The following is a 25,196-nucleotide window of genomic DNA, read 5'->3' as shown; positions in this document are numbered from 1 at the left end:
GGGCTAGACCCCCAGCGCCTCCTCCAGCGCGCGGCATTTGGCGGGGCCGACGGCTTCCCGGATCCGCGGCAACAAGGCCACGAGTTGCGGGTAACCCGCGGCCTGTTCCACGGCCAGGTTCAGCCGGAAACCGCGCAGGCCCAGCCCTGCGGTGAGTTGCGTGGCGACCGGATAGGCCCGCAGGTAAAGCGCCTGCGGCGTGGTCGGGCCCGAGGGGGGCGCCGGTGTGGCCGGGCCTGGCTCGGGCGCCGCGATTTCCGCCTCGGCGATGAAGCCAAGCGTCAGCAACTGCGCGACGTCGGACTCGGCGATGCCCAGGCCCGCGGTGGCCTGGAGCACTTCCTGCAGGCTGCGTTTGCCGTCGATCAGGATGAACGCCGCGCGCAACCTGGTCGAAAGTGCCGGGTCGCGCTCCTTGAAGGCGCGCTGGCCCGACTCGGTTTTCATGTACTTCATCCAGAGGCCTCCGGCGTGCATGCTACTACGCGGGCCGCCGGCACCGCATGCGCCGGACGCGCGGGCGCTGGGTAAACACGGAATGGCCCAGGGCCCGGCCTGGGCTAGGATGCCGACGGCCATCCGCCCGGCTGGTCACCCTTGTTCCGCCACGCCCGTTCGATTCGCCTGCCTTCATGTCCGCCGTACCCGCCCTCGTGGCCCCCAGCTCCTCCCTGCGCAAGATCCTGCTGCTGGTCTGGGGCGTGCTGTCTTTCGGCGGCGTGTTCTTCGCGCGCGACATGACGCTGGTGGTGGCGGGCTGGCCGCTCAACTACTGGTTCTGTGCGCAGGGCGTGGTGCTGTGTTACATCGTTATCGTTGCGCTGTATGCGTGGCTCAGACGAGCCGACGGCGCACCAGTGGCAACCAGTGCGCCGGAGGCGGCGGCGAACCGCAGCCGGCTGCGGCGGCTGCACCGCAATTTCGGCGTTTACGTGGTCGGGCTGCTGGTGTTCCTGGCGGTGATGGCGGTGGCCGAGCGCCAAGGCCTGTCGCGTTACTGGATCGGCGGCATCTTCCTGTTCGTGACGCTGGCGCTGTACGCGAGCATCGGCGTGTATTGCCGTACGTCCGACGCAGCCGAGTACTACGTGGCCGGGCGCCGCATCCCGCCCATCTACAACGGCATGGCCACGGCGGCCGACTGGATGAGCGCCGCGTCCTTCATCAGCCTGGCCGGCGGGCTGTACCTGCAGGGCTTCTCGGGTTCGGAAACCCAGGCCGGCGGACTGGCCTACATCATGGGCTGGACGGGCGGCTTCTGCCTGGTGGCGCTGTTGATCGCGCCGCAGCTGCGCCGGCTCAATCTCTACACGGTGCCGGACTTCTTCGGGGTGCGCTACGGCGGGCGTTGGCCGCGCTGGATCGCCGCGGGCGCCGCCATCCTGTGTTCGTTCACCTACGTGGTGGCGCAGATCTACGGCGTCGGCCTGATCGCGTCGCGCCTGACGGGCGTGCAGTTCGAGATCGGCATCCTGATGGGCCTGGGCGGGGTGCTGGTGTGTTCGTTCCTCGGCGGCATGCGGGCCGTGACCTGGACCCAGGTCGCCCAATGCGTGATCCTGATCCTGGCCTTCGTGATCCCGGTGTCGTGGCTGGCCTACAAGCAACTCGGCAATCCGCTCGCGCCGCTGGTCTACGGCCAGCAGCTGGAGAAGATCGCACGGCTTGAAAAGCAACTGGCTTCCTCGCCCGCCGAGATGGCGGTGGTGGCCGAATACGGCCGCCGTGCCGACATCTACGAGCAGATGCTGAAGGACGTGGCCGGTACCCTGGCACGGGAGCGGGCCGCGGCCCAGGCGCGCATCCGCCAGCTGAAGGACGACCGTGCCGACGCGCTGGTCGTGCAGCGCGCCAGCCGGGAACTCGCTGCGCTGCCGCGCGACGTGGAATCGGCCCGCGAACTCTGGACCCGGGCCATGCAGGAGAACCGCGACCATTCCCGTCCCCTGGCCGGCATGTCGCCGCATGCGCAGGCCTTTGCCGGCGATCCGGAAGGCACGCCGCGCGAACGCGAGATGTTCCAGAATTCTCGGCTCAATTTCCTGGCGCTGATGTTCTGCCTGATGGTGGGCACGGCGAGCCTGCCGCACCTGCTCACCCGGTTCTACACCACCCCATCCGTCGCCGAGGCGCGCACGTCGGTGGCCTGGTCGCTGTTCTTCATCGCGCTGCTTTACCTGGCCGCGCCGGCGCTGGCCGTGCTGGTGAAATACGAGGTGCTGAGCAACCTGGTGGGGCAAAGCTTCGACACCTTGCCGAAATGGATCGCACAATGGGCGCAGGTCGATCCGGCGCTGTTGTCGGTGGCCGACGTGAACGGCGACCGCATCCTGCAGTTTTCCGAGCTCAAGCTCGAGGCCGACATCATCATGCTGGCCACACCCGAGCTCGGCGGCCTGCCGTACGTGGTGTCGGGCCTGGTGGCGGCCGGCGGCTTGGCCGCAGCCCTGTCCACCGCCGACGGCCTGCTGCTGACCATGGGCAACGCCCTGGCCTACGATTTCTACTTCCGCGGCACCAAGGACCGCCAGGGCGCCATGGTGCGCGTGATGCTCTCCAAGTTCGCGCTGCTGCTGGTGGCGCTGGCTGCGGCCTACGTGGCGGCGCAGAAGCCAGCCGACATCCTGATGCTGGTGTCCGCCTCGTTTTCGCTTGCGGCTTCCGCGTTCTTCCCGGCCATGGTGTTCGGCATCTTCTGGGCACGCACCACGCGCGCGGCGGCCGTGGCTGGCATGCTGGCGGGCCTGGGCATCGCCGTGGCCTACATGCTGCTCAACGCGGCCGGCGTGCGGGCTTTTTTCGGGCTGCAGGGCTCGGGGCTGTGGTTCGGCATCCAGCCGGTCTCGGCCGGGGTGTTCGGAGTGGCCGCCGGTGCGCTGGTGGTCTGGGGCGTGAGCCTGCTGGGGCGGCCGCAGCGCCTCTAACAGCCAAAATTTGGCGAAACGCCGATCTCCGGGCTATAATCATCGGCTTTGCCTTGCCACACCGCTACAGACGAGTACATTGACGCGTACTCGACAGGTGGGTGGCTTCAACCCTGAAGGAGTGTTATGCGTCATTACGAAATCATTTTGATGATCCATCCGGATCAAAGCGAACAGGTTCCAGCCATGCTGGAACGCTACAAGGGCATGATCACCGCCGGCGGCGGCAAGATCCACCGCGTGGAAGACTGGGGTCGCCGTCAACTGGTGTACCAGATCAACAAGCTGGCCAAGGCCCACTACCTGTGCGTCAACATCGAAGCCGACCAGGCCGTCATGGCTGAACTCGAACACGCGTTCAAGTTCAACGACGCCGTGCTGCGCCACCTGACCGTGGTGATGAAGAAGGCCGAAACCGGCCCTTCGTCGATGATGAAGACCGTCGAGCGCGAAGAAGCGCGCAAGACCCAGCAAGCCGAATACGCAGCCCATTAAGGCAGCCCACTAAAAGTAGCGATATCGAACATTGACGGTTTGACCCGCACGGAGTGAACCAAGTTGTTTTGACGGCCTGTATCGCCGAGGTGAAAACCCTGCGCTACACGCCAGCCGGCATTCCCGCCCTGGACCTGATTCTCGAACACGCGTCGAGTCTCGAACAGGCAGGGCAGACCCGGCAGATCAAGGCAACGGTGAAGGCCACGGCGCTCGGCGCGGTGGCCGAGAGGCTCCGGCAGCAGGCGCTAGGCAGCAACTGGTTGTTTACCGGTTTCCTGGCGACACCCAGGGTCGGCAAGAACGTCGTGTTCCATATTCAAGAGTTTCAACCAGATTAATCAGGAGTCCATCATGGCCGGACCAAAACGTTTCAATAACAAAGACAAGCGCCCGAAGCGCAATACCCAGTCCCTGCTGTTCAAGCGCAAGCGCTTCTGCCGCTTCACCGTGACCGGCGTCGAACAGATCGACTACAAGGACATCGACACGCTGCGCGATTTCATCGCCGAAAACGGCAAGATCATCCCCGCACGCCTGACCGGCACGCGCGCGATCTTCCAGCGCCAGCTCAACACCGCCATCAAGCGTGCGCGTTTCCTCGCCATGCTGCCGTACAGCGACCAGCACCGCGTCTAAGGAACCACGACCATGCAAATCATTCTGCTCGACAAGGTTGTGAACCTTGGCAACCTCGGCGAAATCGTCAAGGTCAAAGACGGCTACGCCCGTAACTTCCTGATCCCGACCGGCCGCGCACGCCGCGCCACCGAGAAGGCCAAGCAAGAGTTCGAAGCCAAGCGCGCCGAACTAGAAAAGGCTGCTGCCGCCAAGCTGGCCGAGTCGCAAGCCCTGGGCGAAAAGCTCGGTGGCTCGACCGTCAAGCTCACGCAAAAGGCCGGTGTCGATGGTCGCCTGTTCGGCTCCGTCACCAACGCCGACATCGCCGAAGAACTCGGCAAGCTGGGCTTCAAGGTTGTCAAGTCCCAGGTCCGCCTGCCCAACGGCCCGATCAAGGTCGTTGGCGACAGCACCGTCAGCGTGGCACTGCACACCGACGTGGTGGTCGACATCACCGTCTCGGTCTACGGCGAAACGGCTTAAATCAGCGTTGTCCCGTCAAGGCCGTCAGGGTGCAAGCCCTGGCGGCTTTTTACTTTGGGCCAGGCAATTTATACCTGCTTGTCCAGAGCTTATCCACCGTTTGTCCAGAGGCCTGCCCCCAGCTTGTCCTTGGACAAAGGCGTGCAAGACCCGTAGCATTCGTCCTCATTCCTGGAACACCTAATGTCCGCTGTTTTCCCCGATCTGGACGAGCCCTACACCCCGGATCGCCAGGTTGCGCAATTGCGCATCCCTCCGCATTCCATCGAAGCCGAGTCCAGCGTGCTCGGGGGCCTGCTGCTCGACAACAACGCCTGGGACCGCGTGGGTGACCTGCTCAAGGACCACGATTTCTACCGCCACGAGCACCGGCTGATCTTCTCCGCCATGCGCGAGCTGATCAACGCCAGCAAGCCGGCCGACGTGATCACCGTGTTCGAGCGGCTGCAGAGCATTGGCAAGTCCGAGGAGATCGGTGGCCTGGCGTACCTGAATTCGCTCGCGCAGTACGTGCCGAGTGCGAGCAACATCCGTCGCTACGCCGAGATCGTGCGCGAGCGCGGCATCCTGCGCAAACTCGTCACGGCCAGCGACGAGATCGCCACCAACGCCTTCAACACCCAGGGCCGGCCGGTCGACAAGATCCTCGACGAGGCCGAGCAGAAGATCTTCAACATCGGCGAGGAGGGCGCGCGCAACAAGCAGGGTTTCCAGTCGATGGACACCCTGGTGGTGGACCTGCTCGACCGCGTCCAGGAGATGGCCGACAACGCCAACGACGTGACCGGCGTGCCGACGGGTTTCATCGACCTGGACCGCATGACCTCGGGCCTGCAGGCCGGCGACATGATCGTGCTGGCGGCACGGCCTTCGATGGGCAAGACCGCGTTCGCGGTGAACATCGCCGAGCATGTGGCCCTGAACGAAGGCCTGCCGGTCGCGATCTTCTCGATGGAAATGGGCGCGGCCCAGCTCGCCGTGCGTATCGTCGGTTCGATCGGCCGCGTGGACCAGGGCCATCTGCGCACCGGCAAACTCACCGACGACGAATGGCCGCGCCTCACCGAGGCTATCGAGAAGCTGCGCACCATCTCGCTGCACATCGACGAAACGCCTGGTCTCACGCCGAGCGAACTGCGCGCCAACGCGCGGCGGCTGGCGCGCCAGTGCGGCAAGCTCGGCCTGATCGTGGTCGACTACCTGCAGCTCATGAGCGGCTCCTCGGAAAGCGGCGGCGACAACCGTGCGACTGAACTCGGCGAGATCTCCCGCGGCCTGAAGATGCTGGCGCGCGAACTGCAATGCCCGGTGATCGCGCTGTCGCAGCTCAACCGCAGCGTGGAGCAGCGCCCCGACAAACGCCCGATGATGAGCGACCTGCGCGAATCCGGCGCCATCGAGCAGGATGCCGACATCATCATGTTCATCTACCGCGACGAGTACTACACCAAGGACGCGTGCAAGGAGCCGGGCGTGGCCGAGGTCATCATCGCCAAGCAGCGGAACGGCCCGACCGGCACGGTCAAGCTTGCCTTCCTGCGCAACATCACGAAATTCGAGAGCCTGGCTTCCGACTACGGCTCCGGTAGCTACTAGGCTCTCCCCCAAGTCGCGCACTGCATGACCACCCGTTCGTGCGGAGCCCGTCGACGGATAAAACGCACATTCCATGGATCACTCCGAAATCGATAGCGCCTCACGTAGATTGCATGCGCATTACAGCTCGTTTTTATGTAAGACTCCGCTGTGGAAACTCCCGGGCGCCGCGCTCGGCATCGACTGCGCCGAAGTCTGGCTCAAGCTCGAGCATCTGCAGGTCGGCGGCAGCTTCAAGGCGCGCGGCATGCTCAATCGGCTGCTGGCCCATCCGATCCCCGCAGCTGGCGTGACCGTCGCTTCCGGGGGCAACGCCGGCATTGCCACGGCGGCGGCGGCGCGGGCCCTGGGCGTGCGCTGCGAGGTGTTCGTACCCGAGGTGTCGCCCGAGGCCAAGCGGCAACGGCTGCGCGACCTGGGTGCCGAGGTGGTGGTCGGCGGCGCCACCTATGCGGAAGCCTTCGAGGCCTGCATGGCGCGCCAGCAATCCACGGGCGCGTTGCTGACCCATGCCTACGACCAGCCCGAGGTGCTGGCCGGCGCGGGCACGCTGGCGAAGGAGATCGAAGACGAAGCCGGCCTGCCCGACAGCGTGCTGGTCAGCGTCGGCGGCGGCGGGCTGATCGGTGGCATCGCCGCCTGGTTCGAGCGGCGCGCGCGCATCGTGGCACTCGAACCGGAAAACTGCCCCACGCTCTACCAGGCGCGGGCCGCGGGTGAGCCGGTCGATGTGGCCGTGTCCGGCGTCGCCGCCGATTCGCTCGGCGCCAAGCGCATCGGCGCCCTGTCTTGGGAAGTCACGCAGCGCCACGTGCGCGACGCGCTGCTGCTCGACGACGAGGCCATCCGCAGCGCGCAGCGCTGGTTGTGGAAGGAGATGAAGCTTGCCGTCGAACCGGCTGCGGCGCTGGGCCTGGCGGCCTTGCAAAGCGGCGTGTACCGCCCGTCGAAGCAGGAGCGCGTCTGCCTCATCCTCTGCGGTGCCAACATCGATCCGGCCAGCCTGGGTTGAGTCGCGACCCGTGATGCATGCGGCCACTTAAAATGCCCGCATGCTAGACATCACCCACCTCCGAAAAGATCTCGCCTCGGTCATCGACCGGCTGGAATCGCGCAAGAAACCCCAGGCTTTCCTGAATGTGGACGCGTTCCGCGCGCTGGAAGCCGAGCGCAAGACCATCCAGACCCGCACCGAGGAACTGCAGTCGCGGCGCAACACGCTGTCCAAGCAGATCGGCCAGCTCAAGGCCAAGGGTGAGAGCGCCGATGCCGTGATGGCCGAGGTGGGCGGCCTCAAGGCCGAACTCGATGCGTCGGCCACGCGGCTCGACCAGATCCAGACCGAACTGCTCGGCCTGCTGCAGGCCGTGCCGAATCTGCCGCATGCGAGCGTGCCGGTCGGCGCCGACGAACACGGCAACGTCGAAGTGCGCCGCTGGAGCCCGACCGAACGCGCACCCGGCAGCCAGAGCTTTCCCGTCAAGGACCATGTCGACCTCGGCGCGCCGCTGGGCCTCGACTTCGAGATGGGCGTGAAGCTCACCGGCTCGCGTTTCACCGTGATGAAGGGCCCGATCGCGCGGCTGCACCGGGCGCTGGCCCAGTTCATGATCGACCTGCAAACGAACGAGCACGGCTACACCGAGTGCTACGTGCCCTACATCGTCAACGCGGATTCGCTCGCCGGCACCGGGCAATTGCCGAAATTCGAAGAGGACCTGTTCGCCGCGAAAAAGGGCGGCCAGGAAGGCGAGGCCGCGCCCGACAGCACGGCGCTGTACCTGATTCCCACGAGCGAAGTGCCGCTCACCAACTTCGTGCGCGACGAGATCGTTGCCGAGGCCGACCTGCCGATCCGCCTCACCGCGCACACGCCATGCTTCCGTTCGGAGGCCGGCAGCGCCGGGCGCGACACGCGCGGCCTGATTCGCCAGCACCAGTTCGACAAGGTGGAGATGGTGCAGATCGTGCACCCTGAAAAGAGCTACGAGGCATTGGAGCAGATGACCGGCCACGCCGAAGCCGTGCTGCAAAAGCTCGGCCTGCCGTACCGCGTGATGCTGCTGTGCACCGGCGACATGGGTTTCGGCGCGGCCAAGACCTACGACCTCGAAGTCTGGGTGCCGGCGCAGAACACCTACCGCGAGATCAGTTCCGTGTCCAACTGCGAGACCTTCCAGGCGCGCCGCATGCAGGCGCGCTACAAGACGGCGCAAGGCAAGAACGAACTGGTGCACACGCTGAACGGTTCCGGTCTGGCCGTCGGCCGCGCCCTGGTGGCCGTGCTCGAGAACTACCAGAACGCCGACGGCAGCATCACCGTGCCCGAGGTGCTGCGCCCCTACATCGGCGGCTTGAGCAAATTGGGCTGAGGCCCGCAAAACCGGCCCTGATGCCTGCTAGAATCGAGGGCGTTGCCTGAACCTCACGACCACCGGTTCGGGCTTGTCTCTCAACGAGGCAAAAAGACGAACACATCAGGAAAGATGGCAGAGTGGTCGAATGCGCCGGACTCGAAATCCGGTATACGGTTATGCCGTATCTAGGGTTCGAATCCCTATCTTTCCGCCAGCTAAGTCGTAAGCCAACCGCGTTTACGCTCAAATTCGCCCCTGTCATGGGGCGTTTTTGTTTTTGGCCGCTGCGGGGGCAACTCCTCTGTCGGTCGCCTGTCGGGTTGAACACCATCCATTTTCGCCGCGTTTTGATGCGGCGCGGCTGGAAGAGGGCGTGTCGATGCCGGCGCAGTCGGTGCAGACCAGATCGACTGCGGGCGCGGCCGCCGCTGAAAACACGAACGCCCGAAGCTGCGCACCGGGCGTTCATGGCCGACCGAAGCCGGCCGTCTCACGGTTTCAGCAGCGGGTACCGGCCGGGAGCAGGCGGGAGATGGCGGAAATATCGCGCACATCGACGATGCCGTTCTGATCGACATCGGCCGCGGGAAGGAAGCCCGGCTGACCGGTGCGCTTGCCGATGGCGGCCGTTGCAGCCGAAAGGTCCGAGCACATGACCGCGCTGTCGCCGTTCACGTCGCCGTAGACGTACGGCTTGATGTCGTAGACATACAGCTTGACATTGGTTCCCGCCTCCGGACCGTCCGCCTGCATGGCGACGAAACCGCCGGTAGCGCCCTGCCGTTGGCTGATCGCGTTGCCGGTGTCCCGGTTCGGCGTCGTGCCGCTTTCCACTTCCTTCAAGGCGTAATGCTGGCTGGCGCCGCCTCTGCCCGTGTACAGGAACATCTTCGTCACGCCGGTCTTCTGGTCGATCGGCGAGTTGAACCAAACCGCCTGGTCCAGCGCCCGGTCCGCGATTTGCGAGCCCTCGGCGCCGTTCTGTTGCCGGGTGATGAGCGAGTAGTTGCCGTTGGCAACGGTTCCGGCCGCGCCGTTCCCCCTGAACAACACATGCGGGTACACGTTGGTTCCGTGGATGAAGCTCTGCATCGTGTGCCCTTCCAGCGCGGCATATGGTCCTGCGGCAGGGCTCTTGGATTCCTCGAACATGAACTTGAGGTTGTCTTGCGACAGCGCCGGTTCGGATGCAGGCGCATTCGTATTCCTCAAGGGCCGCAGCACATCGTCGTCACCGAGCACGACCGGCGTGCGCGACAGCGATTCAGGCGCGTCGGATGTCGCGGGCTTGCTTCGGTTGGTCAGGGCATAGGCCTTGGTCACGCCATTTTCCTGCACGATCGAATCCGCGGACACCACCATGTAGGTCCGGCCGGGCTCGATCCGCTTGGCCAGCCGCCAGGCCTTCTCGGTCGTGGCGTCCTTGTTCAATCGCAGGCCGGCCGGGTTGGCGATCAGATCCTGCGTATTGAGGATCAGCGTGCTGCGTCCATGTTTCGGCACCGGCTTGAATTCGGTTCCGCTGGCTGGCGTCAACGCGCCGTCGTTGCCGTTCACGGCCTTGTACTGCTGCAACCGGGTCACGCCGTCGCTGAAGCGCACCTCGGCATACGAGAAGGGCGCCTTCAAGGCGGCGGTGTTTTCGAACCAGGACACGGCCATCTTGCCGAAGCTCAGCACGTAGGTGGCGGTGTTTTCCACGCCGGCGTTCTTGTAGGCCGCCGCGGGATCCCCGCCGCGCGCCTTCACCGTCACGTGGCATGGCTTGCCGGGAATCACCGCGCAGTCCGTCGGGTTGTACTTGATGCTTTCCACGGTGAACCCCGCGGGTAGCGAGACATTCGCTGCGGTGAAGTTGACTTTCGTCGTGCTCGCGGGCACGTTGATGTCGAGCGCGGCGTAGGTGTTTTTTCCACCCCATGTCCTGGCGGTGAAGGTCTCGCCGCCGTAGGTCATCGTCGCGGTCACACCGTTGACGGGCAAACCCGCATCGGCCAGATACTGGTTGGGATCCACCGTGGCCCAATAGGCCTCCTTGGGTTGGCCGACGCCCGACCACAGGTAGCCGTTGGTGTGGTAGCCGGGGTCCGTCATCGACCACCAGGTGACCCGGCTCACGCCGCCCTTGTACTCGCGGTGGCGACCGGCAGGTCCCGCGGCGTACTCCTTGAGCATGTTCATCATCTTCGCGTAGTACACCCCTTGGGCCAGGAAGAGGTCGTTCATCTCCGCCCCATTCTGGATGCGCTGGCCTTTGTCCAGGCCCAGCAGGGGCGCGACATCCAGTTCGGTCAACTCGACGTTGACGCCGACGTCGAGATAGGTCTTGACGGCTTTTTCGAAGCTGTCCAGGTTCAGCCGCATGTCCAGGTGACCCTGCGTCCCGATCACCTCGACCAGTGGCCTCGGTTGGCCTTTGGCATCCAGCAGAATCCGGCCTTTGCTGGCGGCGGATTCAGCCGCATACCTTTCGTTGAACTCCTTGACCATCGACGCGATCGCGTTGACTTTCGATGATCTTTCGTTGTCGTTGAAGTCGTTGTAGTTCAGGATCGCCGTGGTGTTCTGGCGCATGTTGAAGAAGGCGTCATACATGTAGTCCCAGCCATTGCCGCCCTTGGAGTAGGCCTGGGCCCACCGGGATGGCCGCTCCTCCGGGCTGTAGCCGCTGCGAAGCGAGTTGCGCCAGTCCGCAGGGTTGTCGGGGTTGTCCTTGAACGCTTCGTTGACCACGTCCCAGGCATAGGCCTTGTAGGGCTGCTCGTCGAAATGCCCGCCTACCGTCCTGACGTAGTACGCCAGGTTGGTCTTGGCCGTGACGAAGTCCCACGGGGTTTCCCACCGGCCTTCGGCCGTCAGCACATTGGCGGCGGGCCACAAGGCCGACTGGTTGTGCCAGATGATGGTGTGGGCGTTGAGCTTGAATCCACGCGCGTTGGCCGCGGCGATGTTGGCGTTGAGGCCCGAAGTCAGGTTGGTGAGAAAGGTCGGTGTCGGGTTGGTGCTGCCGCCATTCCAGAACTCGGGTTTCATCGAGTTGCCCGGGGTCAGCACCTCGAAGTGCTTGATGGTCATGGCCGCGCTGGAGTTTTCACCCGGCAGGATGTTCGCGGCGTAATTGGCCGCGTTGAGGTCGGTGCCAACACCGATCAGGAAATGGTCCTTGTACACGTCTTTCACCGCCGGCCATTGAGCGGCATCTGTCGGTCGCTCGGCGGCGTGGACGCCGTTGGTTACCGCAAACACTGTTGACAGAGCGATGCAAAGACCGCTGAGTCTGAATTTCTTGTCCATTGTTCTGATCCTTTAAAGTACTCCGACGATCGGGAAGCTCCCGTCGATCACGTTTACATCCCGACCTGATCACGTTTCTGTCCAGCGTCAGCACGCCTTCGGCTTGATCGCCCTTCTGCCGAACACGGCTATCAGTCCGATCCCGGCCAGCCAGAGGCTGCCAGGTTCCGGCACTTGGGCGACCTGGGTGACCAGGTCCGTGGTGGCGACGGAAATTTCTGCGGAGTTCGAATCGAGGATCAGCACGTCAGTGAGGCTGAAGTTGGCGAGTCCGCTTTGCATGACATCAAACGAAAACGTGGCCAGGTCGCCAGAACCGTTCACGCCGCCGACGGGCCCGATCAGGGCGCCGATCACGAAGCTGATGGAGCCGGCGACGTTGTCGATGTCTCCGGGATAGAAGAACGTCGAACCCCCGTTGGACAGGAAAGTGCCCTCGCTGCCGGTGAGGGCGCTCAGCAACGCCGGGTTGAAGTTCAGCGTGAATTGGTACGCCGACAGGTCCAGGACGTCCTGGGCACTCACTGTCAGGTCGACGCCGGTCGCCGTGGTCGTGGCCGACATCTGGAGCACAGGTGCGGCATGCACGGGAGACAGAAGCGCCAGCACCAGTGCGCACGCTCCGGCGGCACGAGATGCAATTTGGAATGGATTGAGCATGGTGGTTTCCTTGTTGAATAGGTTGGCCTGGTGGCACTTGTTTCCGGCGGGCATGAAGCGGCCGGTTCGCACGCGCTAACGTTTCGGCGGCGGGGTGGCACGCCTCAAGGCAGTCGGTGGGGCGGGAATACAGCGGGTCCAGCGTCGCACGGCGGCCGGCGAGGCGGCGCAGTGGAGCCGATGACACCCGAGTGCAGATCGACGTTCAAGGGTCGGATGCATGCTTGTCTCCAAGGGTTAGGAATGGCCAAGCCTGTCTGGATGCAGGCCTTGAATGCCGGTCCGACGGCCCTCTGCGTGGCCGTTCGTGATTGGGCTGAAGGCTAAGTGAACACCCCCTGACGGTCCACTGACTTTTTCGTTAGCATCCATTCCAAATGCTAATGAGTCCAGACCAGACTACTTGTAAACCCTTGGTGTTGACGCAGGTCTCGCGTCTCCGTTTCCGGCACTTGCAGTTTCTCGACATTCTGGGAAATACGCGCAACTTGCGGCTGACGGCTGAGCAAATGCACATGACGCAGCCCGCGGCGACCAAGATCCTGATGGACATCGAGGACATACTGGAATCGCGTTTGTTCGATCGTCTGCCGCGCGGCATGCGGCCGAACGAGCTAGGACTTTTCACATTGCGTTATGCCCACTCGGCGTTGGATGGTCACCGCAAGTTTGTCGACGAGTTCAGCACGCTGAAACAGGGCGGCCATGGCCATCTGTCGGTGGGCGCCATCTCGGGTTCGGCGGCGCACCTGCTGATTGCCGCAGTGGCCGAGCTCCAGCGCCTGCGGCCCCTGCTGGTGTTGAAGGTGCTGGAGCAGAGCAGCGACCAGCTGATCGTGTGGCTGACCGAACGCAAGATCGATGTGATGATCGGCCGCTTCACCGACGAATCGCAGCGCAACCAGTTCCAGTACGAAAGGCTGGCTGGCGAAGGGCTGCAGATCACCGCGGGCGTGCACCATCCGCTGCGCGGGCCCAATGTGGCTGGGCTGACGGAACTCTCCAATTGGCCCTGGATTCTTTATCCGACGTCCACGGCGCTGCGCAAGGTGTCGGATGACGTCTTCAGCCGCGCGGGCCTGTCGCTGACCTCGGGCATTGTCGAGACGCCGTCGTTTCTGTTCGCGGTGGAACTGATGCAGAGCACAAAGATGTTGTCGCTGCAACCGGCCGCGCTGGTGGACAAATATGTGCGACGCGGGCTTCTGACGCGCATCGCGGCAGACCTTCCCGACCACATGCCCGATTTCGGGCTGATCACGCTGCAAGGCGAGCCACCGAGTCCAGCCGCACTGGCCTTCATGGACGTGATCCGCACGATTGCGGACCACGATTCGGCGTTGGGTTTGGATCTTGCAAAGAATCGGTCATGACAAAGCCGTCAATGTTGGTTGAGAGATGCGCCAGTCGGCCGGATCGCGTTGCACGGGCTCGTTGCCGTGTCCTTCCGCTACCCTGAAACCCGATTCACCCCCGACTTCCCCGACAGCATTTCCCGCGCGATGATGGTCCGCTGCATCTCGGAGGAGCCTTCGGTGATGGTGCGGCTGCGCGCATCGCGGTACATCAGCTCCAGCGGCAGTTCGCGTGAGAGTCCCATGCCGCCGTGGATCTGGATCGCACGGTCGACCACGCGCAGGTACATGTCGTCGGCGTAGAGCTTCACCTGCGAGGCTTCGACGTGGAAGTTCATGCCCTGGTCCGCCTTCCAGGCGGCGTGGTAGGTCATGAGGCGCGCCGCGTTCAGTTCGACCGACGCATCGGCGATCATCCACTGGATCGCCTGGCGGTTGGCCAGCGGTTCGCCGAAGGTCTTGCGTTGCCTGGCGTAGTCGATGGCCATCTCCAGCGCGCGTTCGGCGCGTCCGATGGCCTTGGGTCCGTGGATCAGTCGGCCTACGTCGAGAAAGCTGCGGGCCAGTTCCCAGCCCTGGCCACGCCGCCCCACCATCTGCGAGGCGGGCACGCACACGTCTTCGAACATGAGTTCCCAGGGCCGATCGGGCGACATGAGCTCGAAGTTCTGCCCAAGCCGCATGCCGGGCGTGCCGCGGTCGATGAGGAAACACGAGACCTCGGCGGCACCCTTGTCTTCTCCGGTACGCGCGAAGAGCTGCACGAAATCGGCCTTGTCGGCCCCGGTGATGAAGATCTTGTTACCGTTGATGCGGTAGTGCTCGCCGTCGGCGCGCTGCTCCAGCACGGCCATGGTGCGCATCTGCGAGGGGTCGGAGCCGCCGTTGGCTTCGGTGAGCGCGAAGCAGGTGCGCTTGTCGCCCGCAATCACCGGGTGAAGATACTTTTGTTGCTGCTCGGGCGTGCAGCTGAACAGCACCGAGCCGAGGTAGGGCGTGAACACGGTCGGCGCACGGAACGAGGGCACGGTGCAGCGCGCGAGTTCCTCGAACACCAGGCACATGCCGAGGTAGCCGACGCCGCCACCGCCCACGGCTTCGGGCAGGTCGAAGGCCCAGAAGCCGAGCGCCTTGGCCCGGGCCTGCAGACGGGCCCGCACGTCGTCGGGGATGTCGGCCTCGTTGGCGTACAGCGGCTCCAGCGGCAGCAGTTCCTGTTGCACGAAGCGCCGGGCCGAGTCGCGCAGCATGCGCAGTTCTTCGGGAATGGCGAAGTCCATCAGATGGCACCTTCCTTCGACAGCCGTGCGAGTGTCTCTTCGCTGAGCCCGGCGCGGCGCAGCACTTCCAGCGTGTGTTCGCCCAGGTCGGGCGGCGGCAGGAAGTCGCTGCGCTGGTCGCCGTCGTAGCGCACCGGCCGGTGAGCGGCGCGCACCGGGCCGTAGCGGGGGTGCTCGAGTTCATAGAACACGCCGAGGTGCTGCACCTGCGGGTCGTCGGCCAGGTCCTGCAGGCGCCGCTCCGGCGCGAACGGGACGTCGCAGGCCTCCAGCAAGGGTAGCCAGTGGGACCGCGGCTGGGTGACGAAGGCTTGCGCCAGGTCGATGGCGAGCGCGTCGTAACCCGCCACCCGCGCCGCGCGGTCGGGGTATTTCTGCGCCAGGTCTTCGCGGCCGATGGCCCGGAGCAAACCTTTCCAGAACTTGTCGGGCGAGGACAGGTGCAGCGCAATGCGCTGGCCGTCGGCACAGGTCACGATGAAGGATTGCGAGGCCGCCGAGCGGGCATAGAACGGCACGGGCTGGCCGCTGGCGAACAGCTTGCCCAGCGGCTCCGTGGCGAAGGCCAGCGTGGCCTCCAGCATGCTCACCTCCACCTGGCGGCCGCGGCCCGTCTTCTCGCGCTCGAGCAGGGCCGACACGATGCCGAAGGCGGCGAACAGGCCGGTCAGGGCGTCGGACACGGCCGGCCCGGCCACACGCGCGTCCGGGCCTTCGTGGAACATCGACAGCCAGCCCGACAGCGCCTGGCCCACGTTGTCGTAGGCCGGGCGTTCGGCATAGGGGCCGCTGGCGCCGTAGCCGGTGATGGCGCAATGCACGAGCCGCGGGTTCAAGGCCTGCAGCCGTGCGGCGTCCACGCCCAGGCGTTCTTCCACGCCGGGCCGCACGTTGATCAGCAGCACGTCGGCAGTGGCCACCAGGGCATCGAGCGCGGCCCGGCCCGAAGGCTTGGTGAAGTCGAGCGCCACGCTGCGCTTGTTGCGGTTGTGCGCCTGGAAGTGCGAGCTGTACAGGCCGCTGCCGAAGGCGCGGAACGGGTCGCCCGTGCCGGGCTTCTCGATCTTGATCACGTCGGCGCCGAGCTCGCCGAGCAGCATCGCCGCATACGGCGCCGTGATGAAGCTGCCCAGGTCGAGCACCCGGCATCCGGCCAGCACCTGCGGGCCCTTGGCGGTGGCCGCGCTCATTCCGGTTTGACGCCGGTGGCGGCGACGATGCGGCCGAGCTTTTGCGACTCGCTCTGGATGAAGGCGCCGAAGTCGGCCGGCGACGACGGCGCACCGACCACGCCCAGCGCGGCCAGGCGTTCCCGCACATCGGGCTGGTTCAGTGCGGCGGCGATCTCCTGGCTCATGCGCTGCACGATGGCCGGCGGCGTGCCAGCCGGCAGGGCCGTGCCGTACCAGGTCATGAAATCGAATTCGGGCAGGCCCTGCTCGGCCACCGAGGGCGTGTCGGGAAAGGTCGGCTGGCGTTTGGCGCTGGACACGGCCAGCGCGTTCAGCTTGCCCGCCTTCACATACGGTCCGGCCGACGAAGTGCCTGTGAACATCACGTCGACCTGGCCGGCCACGAGGTCGGTCAGCGCGGGTGCCACGCCCTTGTACGGGATGTGCGTCATGCTGATGCCGGCCATCGACTTGAGCCACTCCATCGAGATCTGGTGCGGCGTGCCGTTGCCGATGGACGCGTAGTTGATGCGCCCCGGCTTGAGCCTCGCGGCAGCGATGAGTTCAGGCACGGTCTTCACGTTGAGCGACGGATGGGCCACCAGCACCAACGGCACGAACACCAGCTGGGAGACCGGCTCGAAGTCCTTCACCGAGTCGTAGGGCAGCTTGGGGAAGAACACGGGGTTGATCGCGTGCGAGTCGGTGATCATGCCCAGGGTGTAGCCATCGGGCGCGGCCCTGGCCAGCATCTCGGTGCCGATGATGGTGCTGGCGCCGGGCTTGTTGTCCACCAGCACCGGCTGGCCGAGTGCAGTGCTCATCTTGGCGGCCACGAGCCGGGCCACGATGTCCGTGCCGCCGCCGGGCGGGTAGGGCACGATGAAGCGGATCGGCTTGCTGGGGAAAGCGGGGGCAGGCTGCTGCGCGATCCCGTCCGTGGCCACGCCCATCGCCAGCAGGCCGAGCAGGGACAGGGCCAGGCGGCGCAGGCGGCGCGTGGGGTGGGCTTTCATTTTTATATGCTTCATCGTGTTGTCTCCTTGGGTTTTTCTTATGTCAATGGCTCGAGTCGGTTCCAGTCGATCAAGCCGGCGCTGCCGGCCGCATCGGGCAGCCGTATCGAGCCCTGCGTGATGACCAGCGGCGAAACCAGGATCTGCTGCGTCATCGCCAGGAACCAGCTGTTTTCGGCGGGCAGCGAACCGGGGGGCAGGGTGGTCGATAGCTGCAGCGCGGCCAACGTGCCAAGCGCGCTCTCGCCGAACATGCCCACCACCGTGCGGCAGCCTGAGGCGCGGGCCAGCGCCGCCATGGCGCGCGTGTCGCTCAGGCCCAGCCGGCCGGGCTTGAGGCTGAAGGCGCGCGCGCCGGCCGCTATGTAGAGCGCCATGTCGCGTGGCGAGGCGCAGTAGAAATCGACCAACACCGGCGCGGGAGACGCCGCCTGCAGCCGCGTGAATGTCGCATCCGGCGCAAACGCGCACGGGTCTTCCACCACCTCGGCGCCGGCATCGGCCATGGCCCGGGCGTAGGCACCCGCTTCTGTCGGGGCATAAGCGCCGTTGGCATCCACATAGAGCCGCGTCCCATTGCCCAGCGCGTGGCGCAGGCCGTGCATGGCTTCGACGTCCGTGGAAAGACCCTGCCCGCCCTTGATCTTGAGCGTCTTGAAGCCGTGGCGTTCGACCATGGCCACAGCCTCGGCCACCATCCGCGCGGGGGTCTGCCGCGTCACGGTGAAGGACAGCGGGACCTCCGGCGCGCCACCCCATGCGCGGTGCAGCGGCCCACCGCGCGCGGCGGCTTGCAGGTCCCACACCGCGTTGTCGACGAGGGCCTTGGCCGCGTGGTTCTCGGGAATGCCCTCCAGGCGGGCGCGCACGGCCGCCGGGTCGCACAGGTCCAGCTTCTTCAACAGCGGCAGGAACACGTCTTCGAGCGAAGCGACCAGGCTGCGCAGGGACGCGCCGGTCCAGGTCGGCTTGATGGTCATCTCGGCCACGCCCGCCAGTCCCTGCGCGCAGGTGATGCGCAGCAGCAGGAACTCGGCCGCCTCCTCGACGACGTCGCTCCAGCGCACCGGTCGCGCGTACGGCAGCCGGTAGCGGTACAACCCGTAGTTGGCCAGGCGCATTTCAGTTTGTGGTGACATTGGCATCGCGGATCACCTGGCCCCAACGCGCCGAATCCTGGCGAATGAAGTCGAGAAGGGCCGGTCCGGCCAGGAAGCTCGGTTCGGCGCCAAGGGCATTGAGCTTCTCCCGCATGGCGGGCTCCTTCATGGCCTTGTCCACCTCGCGCACCAGGTGCGACACGACCTCCGGCGGTGTGGTCCTGGGCGCTTCCATGCTGTACCAGGCCAGCGCCTCGAAGTTGGGGAAGCCGGACTGCGCCACCGTGGGGACTTCGGGGGCCAGCGCGCTACGCGTCTTGCTGCTGATCGCAATGGCGCGCAGCCGGCCCGCCTGCACCTGCTGCAAGGTGCCAGCCAGCGTGACGAACGCGAAGGCCACGTCGCCGCGGATCACGCCGGTGATGGCGTCCGCCTGGCCCTTGAAGGGCGCATGCTGCACCTCGATCTGCGCCTGCCGCTTGAACAGCTCGCCGGCCAGGTGCCCGCTGGTGCCGTTGCCGGCCGACGAGAAGCTCAGCGTGTCGGGCTTGGCCCTGGCCAGCGCCACCAGTTCGGCCACGCTGCGCACCGGAAGCGCCGGGTGGACCACCAGCAGATTGGGCGCGGTGGCGATCAGCGCCACATGGGCGAGATCGGTGATCGGGTCGTACGCCAGGCCTTTGTACAGATGGGGGTTGACGGCGATGCTCGGGCTGCCGCTGATGAGCAGCGTGTAGCCGTCACCCGGCGCGCGCACGACCAGCTCGGTGCCCAGGTTGCCGCCGGCGCCGGGTTTGTTCTCGACGATGAAGGGCTGGCCCAGCGACGCGCCGAGCCGTTCGGCCAGCAGGCGCGACACGATGTCCACCGTGCCGCCAGCCGCAAACGGCACGATGATCCTGACCGGACGGCCAGGCCAGGCGGCGGACTGCGCGATGGCGCCGCCAGCCAGGGCGGCGAGGGCGGGCAGGGCGGCGAGAATCGAGCGCCGGCGCGGATGCAGCGAAGCGGTCATGGCGGCCTCCTCAGTCCAGCTTCACGTTGATGTTCTTCACATGCAGGGCGTAGGCAGCGCGATCCTTGTGCAGGAAGGCGGCAAATGCATCCGGCCCCTGGTTCAGCAGGGCCAGGCCGACCCCTGTCACGTATTTCTTCTGGAACTCAGGCTTGGCGATGATGCGCGCCACGTCGGCGGCGACCTTGTCGACCACGGCCCGCGGCGTGGCCGAGGGTGCGACCAGGCCAAACCAGGCGCTGGCCTCGAAGCCCTGCAGGCCGGCCTCGGTGAAGGTGGGCACGTTCGGCAGCATCGGGCTGCGCTGCGGCGCGGCCAGGGCGAGGGCGCGGAGCTGGCCGCTGTTGATCAGTTGCAGCACCGGCTGCACGCCGGTCACGGCGATCTGGATCTGGCCGCCCAGCAGGGCCGGCACCACGTCGGCCACGCCCTTGTACGGCACGTGCAGCATCTTCACGCCCGCCTGGCGCGCGAAAGCCTCGGAGTCGATGTGTGCCTTGCTGCCGGCGCCGAAGGTGCCGTAACTCACTTCCCCGGGCTTGGCCTTCGCGGCGGCGATCAGGTCGGCCAGCGAACTGCCGGAAAACGCCGGGCCGGCCACCAGCAGTTGCTGGGTTTCGGCGACGTTGATGACCGGGACGAAGTCCTTGACCGGGTCGTACGGCAGCTTGCTGTAGAGGTACTGGTTGGACGACAGCGTCGGGTCGTTGGCCAGCAGCAGCGTGTAGCCATCGGCGGGCGCGCGGGCCGTGTATTCGGCGGCGATGATGGTGTTGGCGCCGGGCTTGTTTTCGACCAGCACCGGCTGGGGCCATTCGCGGGCGAGTTCCTGCGCAATGCCGCGCGCCAGGGTATCGGCCAGGCCACCCGTGGTGAAAGGCACGATGATCCGCACCGGATGCGTCGGCCAGGCGGCCGCGGCCGCTTGCGTCTGCGCATGCACCTGCGCGGCCGGCAACGCCGCCGCGCAGAGCGCCGCGAGCAGGATTCGTGTCTTGCGTGGGATCGATAGGCTCATGTCTTGTCTCCTGTTTTTTGAAATGCACGCTGTGGTTGCTGCGCGGGATGTGCGTGGCCGCGCCGCCACGCGGGGCCGGCTAGGAGACCTGCCGCTCCCGCCCGGCCCAGAACGGCGCGCGCAGGGCGCGTTTGTCGATCTTGTTGGTGCTCGGCACGCGCGGCATGGCGTCCACGAACTTCACGATCTTGGGCTTCTTGTAGCCCGCGATCAGGCTGCGGCAGTGCGTCACCAGCGCCTCGGCCGTCACCGCTGCGCCCGGCTTGAGCACCACGATGGCGGCCACCGACTCGCCCCATTGCGCGTCGGGCGCCCCGATCACCGCGACCTCGGCCACGGCCGCATGCATGAGCAGCGCCTCCTCGACCTCCCGCGAGTAGATGTTCTCCCCGCCGGAGATGATCATGTCCTTCTTGCGGTCGACGATGAAGAGGAAGGCATCCTCGTCCAGGTAACCCATGTCGCCGGTGTGCAGGTAGCCGCTGTGCATGGCGGCGGCCGTGGCCTCGGGCTTCTGCCAGTAGCCCTGCATCACGCTCTTGGAGCGCAGGCAGACTTCGCCCACCTCGCCCGGCGCGCATTCCCGGCCGGCGTCGTCGAGAATGCGCAGTGCCGTCCCCAGGTAGGCCTGGCCAGCCGAGGCCAGGCGCTTGCGGTCGGTCTCGCTGCCGTCCAGCACGTGCTGGTGCTTGAGCAGCGTGGTGCCCAGGCCGGCTTCGGTCATGCCGTAGATCTGCATGAACACCGGGCCGAACACGGCGCGCGCGCGCAGCGACAGCGCCACCGACATCGGTGCCGAGGCATAACACACCGTATGCAGCGACGACAGGTCGAACGGCGTCTTCTCCTGCACTTCCAGCATCATCGAGATCATGGTCGGCGCAAGATGCGCCGCGGTCACGCGCTGCGCCTGGATGCTGTGCAGGATCTCCTGCGCATCGAAGGTCCGGTGCAGCACGATGGTGGCTCCGGCGACCAGGTAGGTGAGCAGCTCGGTCGGCCCACCGATGTGATAGAACGGCATCACCACCAGCATGCGGTCGGTCTGCACAGCGGCGTGGGACTGGGCCTGCGTGCGGGCCTGTTCCAGCTGGCCCTCGTTGCCCAGCATCACGCCTTTGGGAACGCCGGTGGTGCCGCTGGTGTAGATCAGCAGGAAGGTGTCGTCTTCCACGGCACGCAAGGCGGGCTGCACGGGCGATGCCGCGGCCAGCAAGGTCTCGTAGCCGAGCGCGCCGTCCATAGGCCCCTCGAAGCAGATGCAATGCGTGCCGGGCGGCAGCCGATCGCGCAGCGCACGCGCCCGCCCGGCGTATTCCGCCTCGAAGATGAAGACCGCCGGTTGGGCGTCGGCCAGCACGGCGGCCTGTTCGGTCTCCGAGAGTCGGTAGTTCAGCCCCAGGCCCACGAAGCCGCCGAGCGCGGCGGCGCCATAGGCCTCCAGGTACTCGGGGCAGTTGCGCGACAGCACGGCAATGCGGTCCTGCTTCACGCAACCCAGGTCAGCCAGCGCGTTGATGAGCCGCACCACGCGTTCGTGGAACGTGCGGTGGTCGATGCGGCGGCCTTCGAACAGCAGTGCCGGATGGTGGCCGAAACAGCGCGCGTTGCGCTCGATCACGTCGCCGAGGATCATGCGGCCTCCTCGGCGCAACGCGCCATCATCTGGGCCGTGCCCTGCTGGGCGACGCTGCCGTCGGCCTTCTTGAGTGTGATGCGCCGCTCCACCACGCCGCGGCCGGGCCGGGAGGTGGTGCGCTTGGCCGCAATCTCCACCTCCACGTGCACGGTGTCGCCGATGCACAGCGGCGCGGCGTAGTGCCAGTCGCTCAGGCCCAGCGCGCCGATCACGTCGGCCCCCAGGTCGGGGAAGGGCGTGGCCATGGCCATCGCCACGTGCAGGCCGTAGGTGCCCTGGAAGATGCGCTGCCCAGCGAGCGAGCGGCCGGCGAACTCGGCGTCGGCGTGGATCGGATGCCAGTCGCCGCTGGTCATGCAGGCCAGCGTGAGGTCGGCCTCGGTGAGCGTGCGGCCGGGGCTGGTCCAACGCTGGCCAACTTCGATGTCTTCGAAGCGGCTGCTCATGGGCGGGCTCCCGCATGCGGCAGATGTTGCTCGAGAAAGGCCCTGGCTTGCGCGTGCGCCGACTGGATGACCTCGGGTGTGCCGCGCGTGTAGAAGCCGTGGTCGGCATCCTCGTACACGCGTACCGCCGCGAGCGGGTTGCCGGCCGTGGCCGCCTCGATCTGCGCGCGCACGGGGGGCGGGGCGTATCGGTCCTTGCCGCCGAAGAACATCAGCAACGGGTGCTTCAGCGCCTGGGCTTCGCCGAGGTGCTTCTCGATGCCCACGCCGTAGAAGGCCACACTGGCATCCACCGGCAGGCGCGCAGCGGCCAGGTAGGCCAGCTTGCCGCCCAGGCACATGCCCACCAGGCCCACGCCGGTGATGCCGGGCTGGGCGCGCACATGGGCGAGCGTGGCGCGCAGGTCCTGCACGCCGAGGTCTTCATCGAACTGCGCCAGCACAGCGAATGCACGCTGCATGTCTTCCTTGGAATGGCTCAGCGAGAGGCCGGGTTCGATGCGCCAGAACAGGTCGGGCGCGATGGCCAGGTAGCCATCGCGCGCATAGCGGTCAGCCACGTCGCGGATGTGCGGCGTCACACCGAAGATCTCCTGCACGACCACGACGGCATGGCCGTTGGGCCGCTCCGGCACGCTTACATAGGCATGGAAGGTCTGGCCGCCACCGGCCTGGATCTCGTCATTTCTGCTGGTCATTCCTGTCTCCTCTGTCTGGTGGTGGTTCAGACGCCGTAGCGGCCGGCGATGATTTCGCGCGCGATGGACGAGCGGTGGATCTCCACCGTGCCGTAGCCGATCGACATGCCCCGCGCATCGCGGAAGTAGCGCTCGAAGGGGTATTCCTCCGACAGGCCGTAGGCCCCGGCCAGCTGCATGGCCTCGTTGGTCACGCGCACCGCCATCTGGTTGGTATAGGCCTTGGTGATGGAGGTGTCGGCGATGCTCGGGCGGCCTTCGTCCACCCGCATCGCGGCGCGGTACAGCAGGGCGCGCGCCGCCTCGATGTCCATGGCCATGTCGGCCAGCTTCCACTGCAGGCCCTGGTTGTCGGCCAGCGGCTTGCCGAACTGCTGCCGGTCCTTCACGTGTGCGACCACGTTCTCGAACGCCGACTGGGCGATGCCCAGGCACACGGGCGGGTTGCCGCTGATGCGGTCCGCGTCCAGCACCCCCAGCAGCTCGCGCATGCGGCCCGCAGGCAGGAACAGGTTGTCGGCCGGGACGCGGCAGTTGTCAAACACCAGTTCGGCCATGCCGGTGCCGCGAAGTCCCAGCAGGTCCAGGTGTTTGCCGATGGTGAAGCCCGGCGTGCCGCGCTCCACCAGCATCGCGCCCACGCCCTTCATGCCGGGCGCCGGATCGAGCCGCACCAGCACCAGGAACAGGTCGGACACCTGGGCGGCGGTGCACCACAGCTTGCTGCCGTTGAGGACGAATGCGTCGCCCTCTCGCACCGCCCGCGTCTGCACGTTGCCCACGTCGGAGCCGGCGTTGGGCTCGGACATGCTCCAGGCAGTGAGCAATTCACCCTTCACGATGCGCGGCAGGTATTTCTGTTTGTGCGCCTCGGAGCCGATGCCGAGGATGGCGCGCGGCGTCGCGCCGTCGGTGCACGAAAACAGCATGGCGGTGTTGGCACAGTACCGGGCCAGTTGCTCGACGACCAGCACGTTCTCCAGCAGGCCAAGCTCCGAGCCGCCGTAGGCGGAGGGCATGCACATGCCGGTGTAGCCGTGGTCCGCGAGCACCCTGAGGTTGGCGACCGGCGCCTGGTATTGCTTGTCGGCCAGGGCGGCGCCGGGCGCAAAGCGTTCGCGGGCCAGCGCACGCACGTTGTCGCGGATCAGGCGTTGTTCTTCGGTGAGTCCGAGGTCTTGCATGGGTGGTGGCTCAGGTCCGGTTGTGTTCGCTCGACTCGTCTTCGGTGCGTTCCCACACCTCGCGGCCGATCGGGTTGCGCAGTTCCTCGGCCAGATGGCCGACGATGCCGATGGTCCGGCCGATGACGGCCAGGCCGCGGCACAGCCGCCAGGGGATGTCCAGTTCGGAGGACAGCGCGCCGATGGCGCCGGTGGCATTGACCGGCAGCTGGCCAGGCTTGCCCAGCGCGCGCTCGGCGGCCTGGGCCACCAGCTTCATCAACGCCACGTAGCGGCCGCTGAGGCCGTTGGCCTCGGCGAGGTTGAACAGCACTGGTGTGCGCGGATCGATGGGTTTGTGCAACGGGTGGCCGATGCCCGGGATCGCCGTGCGGCTGGCGCGGTGGCGGGCCACGATGTCTTCCGCCAGGGCGGGCAGGTGCTCCATCGTGGTCTCGGGCCGGATGGCTTCCTGCAGGAGGCGGGCCGACCCCTCGGCCGTGCCGGCGAAAGTCGTGCCCATGCCCAGGATGCCCGCGGCCACGGCACCCTGCAGCGACTCTGGGGCGCCCAGGTAGGTCAGCCGCGCGGCGATGACCATCGGCGTCATGCCGTGTTCGACCAGCGTACCCAGCAGGGCGTTGAACACTTGCGATTCGCGGGCGTCGGGCCGGCGGCCCTTGATTTCGAGGAAGGCGAAGTCGCCGAGATTGAGGTGGCCGAGGATGTCGGTGCACAGGTCCAGCCCCTGGACGGTGATGCTGTGCGGGTCGCTCCAGCCCATGTCGGACCGGAGTTTTTTGGGCTTGCGTGCCGGGGATGCCGCTGGGGCATGGTCCATGTCGTTGTCTCCTGCCTTTGTAG

23 protein-coding genes and 1 tRNA gene are annotated in these 25,196 nt (G+C 66.3%); 10 read left to right on the top strand and 14 right to left on the bottom strand.

Annotated features, from left to right (window positions below; translation table 11 throughout):
• Window positions 1–3 precede the first annotated feature (3 nt).
• Entirely contained in the window at window positions 4–456 is a 453-nt protein-coding gene (locus tag RD110_RS21095; protein WP_076201766.1) for a hypothetical protein, read from the bottom strand.
• A gap of 176 nt (window positions 457–632) precedes the next feature.
• On the opposite strand from RD110_RS21095, the gene RD110_RS21085 reads away from it, so the two are divergent.
• From RD110_RS21085 to RD110_RS21045, 9 genes are all read left to right on the top strand, one after another.
• Entirely contained in the window at window positions 633–2,924 is a 2,292-nt protein-coding gene (locus RD110_RS21085) for a VC_2705 family sodium/solute symporter (RefSeq protein ID WP_083686416.1), read from the top strand.
• Between the two features lie 126 nt (window positions 2,925–3,050).
• Window positions 3,051–3,419 carry a 30S ribosomal protein S6 gene (rpsF, locus tag RD110_RS21080; RefSeq protein ID WP_076201764.1) on the top strand — a complete coding sequence of 123 codons (369 nt, stop codon included), beginning with the start codon at window positions 3,051–3,053 and terminating at the stop codon, window positions 3,417–3,419.
• Window positions 3,420–3,472: 53 nt separating this feature from the next.
• Window positions 3,473–3,760 carry a primosomal replication protein N gene (gene priB / locus RD110_RS21075; RefSeq protein ID WP_076201762.1) on the top strand — a complete coding sequence of 96 codons (288 nt, stop codon included), beginning with the start codon at window positions 3,473–3,475 and terminating at the stop codon, window positions 3,758–3,760.
• A gap of 13 nt (window positions 3,761–3,773) precedes the next feature.
• On the top strand, window positions 3,774–4,058 hold the full coding sequence (gene rpsR / locus RD110_RS21070; RefSeq protein ID WP_076201760.1) for a 30S ribosomal protein S18: 285 nt from the start codon (window positions 3,774–3,776) through the stop codon (window positions 4,056–4,058).
• A 12-nt stretch (window positions 4,059–4,070) separates the two neighbouring features.
• Complete coding sequence (rplI, locus tag RD110_RS21065; RefSeq protein WP_076201758.1) at window positions 4,071–4,523, top strand: 50S ribosomal protein L9; 453 nt, start codon at window positions 4,071–4,073, stop codon at window positions 4,521–4,523.
• 183 nt (window positions 4,524–4,706) lie between these two features.
• Window positions 4,707–6,119, top strand: a complete 1,413-nt coding sequence (gene dnaB / locus RD110_RS21060) for a replicative DNA helicase (protein ID WP_076201756.1) — start codon at window positions 4,707–4,709, stop codon at window positions 6,117–6,119.
• 73 nt (window positions 6,120–6,192) lie between these two features.
• Complete coding sequence (locus tag RD110_RS21055; protein ID WP_076201754.1) at window positions 6,193–7,131, top strand: threonine/serine dehydratase; 939 nt, start codon at window positions 6,193–6,195, stop codon at window positions 7,129–7,131.
• A gap of 40 nt (window positions 7,132–7,171) precedes the next feature.
• The gene (serS, locus tag RD110_RS21050; protein WP_076201752.1) at window positions 7,172–8,491 is read left to right on the top strand and encodes a serine--tRNA ligase; all 1,320 of its coding nucleotides are present in this window, start codon (window positions 7,172–7,174) and stop codon (window positions 8,489–8,491) included.
• 108 nt (window positions 8,492–8,599) lie between these two features.
• Window positions 8,600–8,690, top strand: a tRNA-Ser gene (locus RD110_RS21045).
• A 284-nt stretch (window positions 8,691–8,974) separates the two neighbouring features.
• Here the strand turns inward: RD110_RS21045 and RD110_RS21040 are convergent.
• The gene (locus tag RD110_RS21040) at window positions 8,975–11,656 is read right to left on the bottom strand and encodes an endo-1,4-beta-xylanase (RefSeq protein WP_076201750.1); all 2,682 of its coding nucleotides are present in this window, start codon (window positions 11,654–11,656) and stop codon (window positions 8,975–8,977) included.
• Window positions 11,657–11,857: 201 nt separating this feature from the next.
• Entirely contained in the window at window positions 11,858–12,430 is a 573-nt protein-coding gene (locus RD110_RS21035) for a PEP-CTERM sorting domain-containing protein (protein WP_157900269.1), read from the bottom strand.
• 377 nt (window positions 12,431–12,807) lie between these two features.
• Between RD110_RS21035 and RD110_RS21030 the strand changes: the two genes are divergently transcribed.
• Window positions 12,808–13,803 carry a LysR family transcriptional regulator gene (locus RD110_RS21030; protein ID WP_394329423.1) on the top strand — a complete coding sequence of 332 codons (996 nt, stop codon included), beginning with the start codon at window positions 12,808–12,810 and terminating at the stop codon, window positions 13,801–13,803.
• Window positions 13,804–13,880: 77 nt separating this feature from the next.
• On the opposite strand, the gene RD110_RS21025 is transcribed toward RD110_RS21030, so the two are convergent.
• The 11 genes from RD110_RS21025 to RD110_RS20975 form a co-directional block, all read right to left on the bottom strand.
• Window positions 13,881–15,065, bottom strand: coding sequence for an acyl-CoA dehydrogenase family protein (locus tag RD110_RS21025; protein ID WP_083686413.1), 1,185 nt, complete (start codon window positions 15,063–15,065; stop codon window positions 13,881–13,883).
• On the bottom strand, window positions 15,065–16,255 hold the full coding sequence (locus RD110_RS21020; RefSeq protein ID WP_076201742.1) for a CaiB/BaiF CoA transferase family protein: 1,191 nt from the start codon (window positions 16,253–16,255) through the stop codon (window positions 15,065–15,067). Before RD110_RS21020 ends, RD110_RS21025 begins: the two co-directional genes overlap by 1 nt.
• Window positions 16,252–17,268 carry a tripartite tricarboxylate transporter substrate binding protein gene (locus tag RD110_RS21015; RefSeq protein WP_157900268.1) on the bottom strand — a complete coding sequence of 339 codons (1,017 nt, stop codon included), beginning with the start codon at window positions 17,266–17,268 and terminating at the stop codon, window positions 16,252–16,254. The genes RD110_RS21020 and RD110_RS21015 overlap by 4 nt, the downstream gene beginning before the upstream one ends.
• A gap of 23 nt (window positions 17,269–17,291) precedes the next feature.
• Window positions 17,292–18,392, bottom strand: coding sequence for a mandelate racemase/muconate lactonizing enzyme family protein (locus RD110_RS21010; protein WP_162277370.1), 1,101 nt, complete (start codon window positions 18,390–18,392; stop codon window positions 17,292–17,294).
• Window positions 18,376–19,368, bottom strand: a complete 993-nt coding sequence (locus tag RD110_RS21005) for a Bug family tripartite tricarboxylate transporter substrate binding protein (protein WP_076201736.1) — start codon at window positions 19,366–19,368, stop codon at window positions 18,376–18,378. Before RD110_RS21005 ends, RD110_RS21010 begins: the two co-directional genes overlap by 17 nt.
• A gap of 10 nt (window positions 19,369–19,378) precedes the next feature.
• Window positions 19,379–20,386 (bottom strand): Bug family tripartite tricarboxylate transporter substrate binding protein, encoded by a 1,008-nt coding sequence (locus tag RD110_RS21000; RefSeq protein WP_076201734.1) that lies wholly within the window; start codon window positions 20,384–20,386, stop codon window positions 19,379–19,381.
• A 79-nt stretch (window positions 20,387–20,465) separates the two neighbouring features.
• The gene (locus tag RD110_RS20995) at window positions 20,466–22,022 is read right to left on the bottom strand and encodes a long-chain-fatty-acid--CoA ligase (protein WP_076201733.1); all 1,557 of its coding nucleotides are present in this window, start codon (window positions 22,020–22,022) and stop codon (window positions 20,466–20,468) included.
• On the bottom strand, window positions 22,019–22,471 hold the full coding sequence (locus RD110_RS20990) for a MaoC/PaaZ C-terminal domain-containing protein (protein ID WP_076201731.1): 453 nt from the start codon (window positions 22,469–22,471) through the stop codon (window positions 22,019–22,021). Before RD110_RS20990 ends, RD110_RS20995 begins: the two co-directional genes overlap by 4 nt.
• Window positions 22,468–23,169, bottom strand: a complete 702-nt coding sequence (locus RD110_RS20985; protein ID WP_076201730.1) for a dienelactone hydrolase family protein — start codon at window positions 23,167–23,169, stop codon at window positions 22,468–22,470. Before RD110_RS20985 ends, RD110_RS20990 begins: the two co-directional genes overlap by 4 nt.
• 26 nt (window positions 23,170–23,195) lie before the next feature.
• Complete coding sequence (locus tag RD110_RS20980; RefSeq protein WP_076201728.1) at window positions 23,196–24,353, bottom strand: acyl-CoA dehydrogenase family protein; 1,158 nt, start codon at window positions 24,351–24,353, stop codon at window positions 23,196–23,198.
• Window positions 24,354–24,363: 10 nt separating this feature from the next.
• On the bottom strand, window positions 24,364–25,173 hold the full coding sequence (locus RD110_RS20975; RefSeq protein ID WP_076201727.1) for a citryl-CoA lyase: 810 nt from the start codon (window positions 25,171–25,173) through the stop codon (window positions 24,364–24,366).
• Window positions 25,174–25,196 lie beyond the last annotated feature (23 nt).

Origin of the sequence: Rhodoferax koreense, assembly GCF_001955695.1 — a bacterium.
GTDB lineage: Bacteria > Pseudomonadota > Gammaproteobacteria > Burkholderiales > Burkholderiaceae_C > Rhodoferax_B > Rhodoferax_B koreensis.
This window is presented reverse-complemented; position numbering and strand designations above follow the sequence as displayed.

What these genes read in the sequence shown, in the direction of transcription:
- RD110_RS21095 (WP_076201766.1), bottom strand. Translation starts at nt 456, where the DNA reads ATGAAGTACATGAAAACCGAGTCGGGCCAGCGCGCCTTCAAGGAGCGC.
- RD110_RS21085 (WP_083686416.1), top strand. Translation starts at nt 633, where the DNA reads ATGTCCGCCGTACCCGCCCTCGTGGCCCCCAGCTCCTCCCTGCGCAAG.
- rpsF (WP_076201764.1), top strand. Translation starts at nt 3,051, where the DNA reads ATGCGTCATTACGAAATCATTTTGATGATCCATCCGGATCAAAGCGAA.
- rpsR (WP_076201760.1), top strand. Translation starts at nt 3,774, where the DNA reads ATGGCCGGACCAAAACGTTTCAATAACAAAGACAAGCGCCCGAAGCGC.
- rplI (WP_076201758.1), top strand. Translation starts at nt 4,071, where the DNA reads ATGCAAATCATTCTGCTCGACAAGGTTGTGAACCTTGGCAACCTCGGC.
- dnaB (WP_076201756.1), top strand. Translation starts at nt 4,707, where the DNA reads ATGTCCGCTGTTTTCCCCGATCTGGACGAGCCCTACACCCCGGATCGC.
- RD110_RS21055 (WP_076201754.1), top strand. Translation starts at nt 6,193, where the DNA reads ATGGATCACTCCGAAATCGATAGCGCCTCACGTAGATTGCATGCGCAT.
- serS (WP_076201752.1), top strand. Translation starts at nt 7,172, where the DNA reads ATGCTAGACATCACCCACCTCCGAAAAGATCTCGCCTCGGTCATCGAC.
- RD110_RS21035 (WP_157900269.1), bottom strand. Translation starts at nt 12,430, where the DNA reads ATGCTCAATCCATTCCAAATTGCATCTCGTGCCGCCGGAGCGTGCGCA.
- RD110_RS21030 (WP_394329423.1), top strand. Translation starts at nt 12,808, where the DNA reads ATGCTAATGAGTCCAGACCAGACTACTTGTAAACCCTTGGTGTTGACG.
- RD110_RS21025 (WP_083686413.1), bottom strand. Translation starts at nt 15,065, where the DNA reads ATGGACTTCGCCATTCCCGAAGAACTGCGCATGCTGCGCGACTCGGCC.
- RD110_RS21020 (WP_076201742.1), bottom strand. Translation starts at nt 16,255, where the DNA reads ATGAGCGCGGCCACCGCCAAGGGCCCGCAGGTGCTGGCCGGATGCCGG.
- RD110_RS21015 (WP_157900268.1), bottom strand. Translation starts at nt 17,268, where the DNA reads ATGAAGCATATAAAAATGAAAGCCCACCCCACGCGCCGCCTGCGCCGC.
- RD110_RS21010 (WP_162277370.1), bottom strand. Translation starts at nt 18,392, where the DNA reads ATGTCACCACAAACTGAAATGCGCCTGGCCAACTACGGGTTGTACCGC.
- RD110_RS21005 (WP_076201736.1), bottom strand. Translation starts at nt 19,368, where the DNA reads ATGACCGCTTCGCTGCATCCGCGCCGGCGCTCGATTCTCGCCGCCCTG.
- RD110_RS21000 (WP_076201734.1), bottom strand. Translation starts at nt 20,386, where the DNA reads ATGAGCCTATCGATCCCACGCAAGACACGAATCCTGCTCGCGGCGCTC.
- RD110_RS20995 (WP_076201733.1), bottom strand. Translation starts at nt 22,022, where the DNA reads ATGATCCTCGGCGACGTGATCGAGCGCAACGCGCGCTGTTTCGGCCAC.
- RD110_RS20990 (WP_076201731.1), bottom strand. Translation starts at nt 22,471, where the DNA reads ATGAGCAGCCGCTTCGAAGACATCGAAGTTGGCCAGCGTTGGACCAGC.
- RD110_RS20985 (WP_076201730.1), bottom strand. Translation starts at nt 23,169, where the DNA reads ATGACCAGCAGAAATGACGAGATCCAGGCCGGTGGCGGCCAGACCTTC.
- RD110_RS20980 (WP_076201728.1), bottom strand. Translation starts at nt 24,353, where the DNA reads ATGCAAGACCTCGGACTCACCGAAGAACAACGCCTGATCCGCGACAAC.
- RD110_RS20975 (WP_076201727.1), bottom strand. Translation starts at nt 25,173, where the DNA reads ATGGACCATGCCCCAGCGGCATCCCCGGCACGCAAGCCCAAAAAACTC.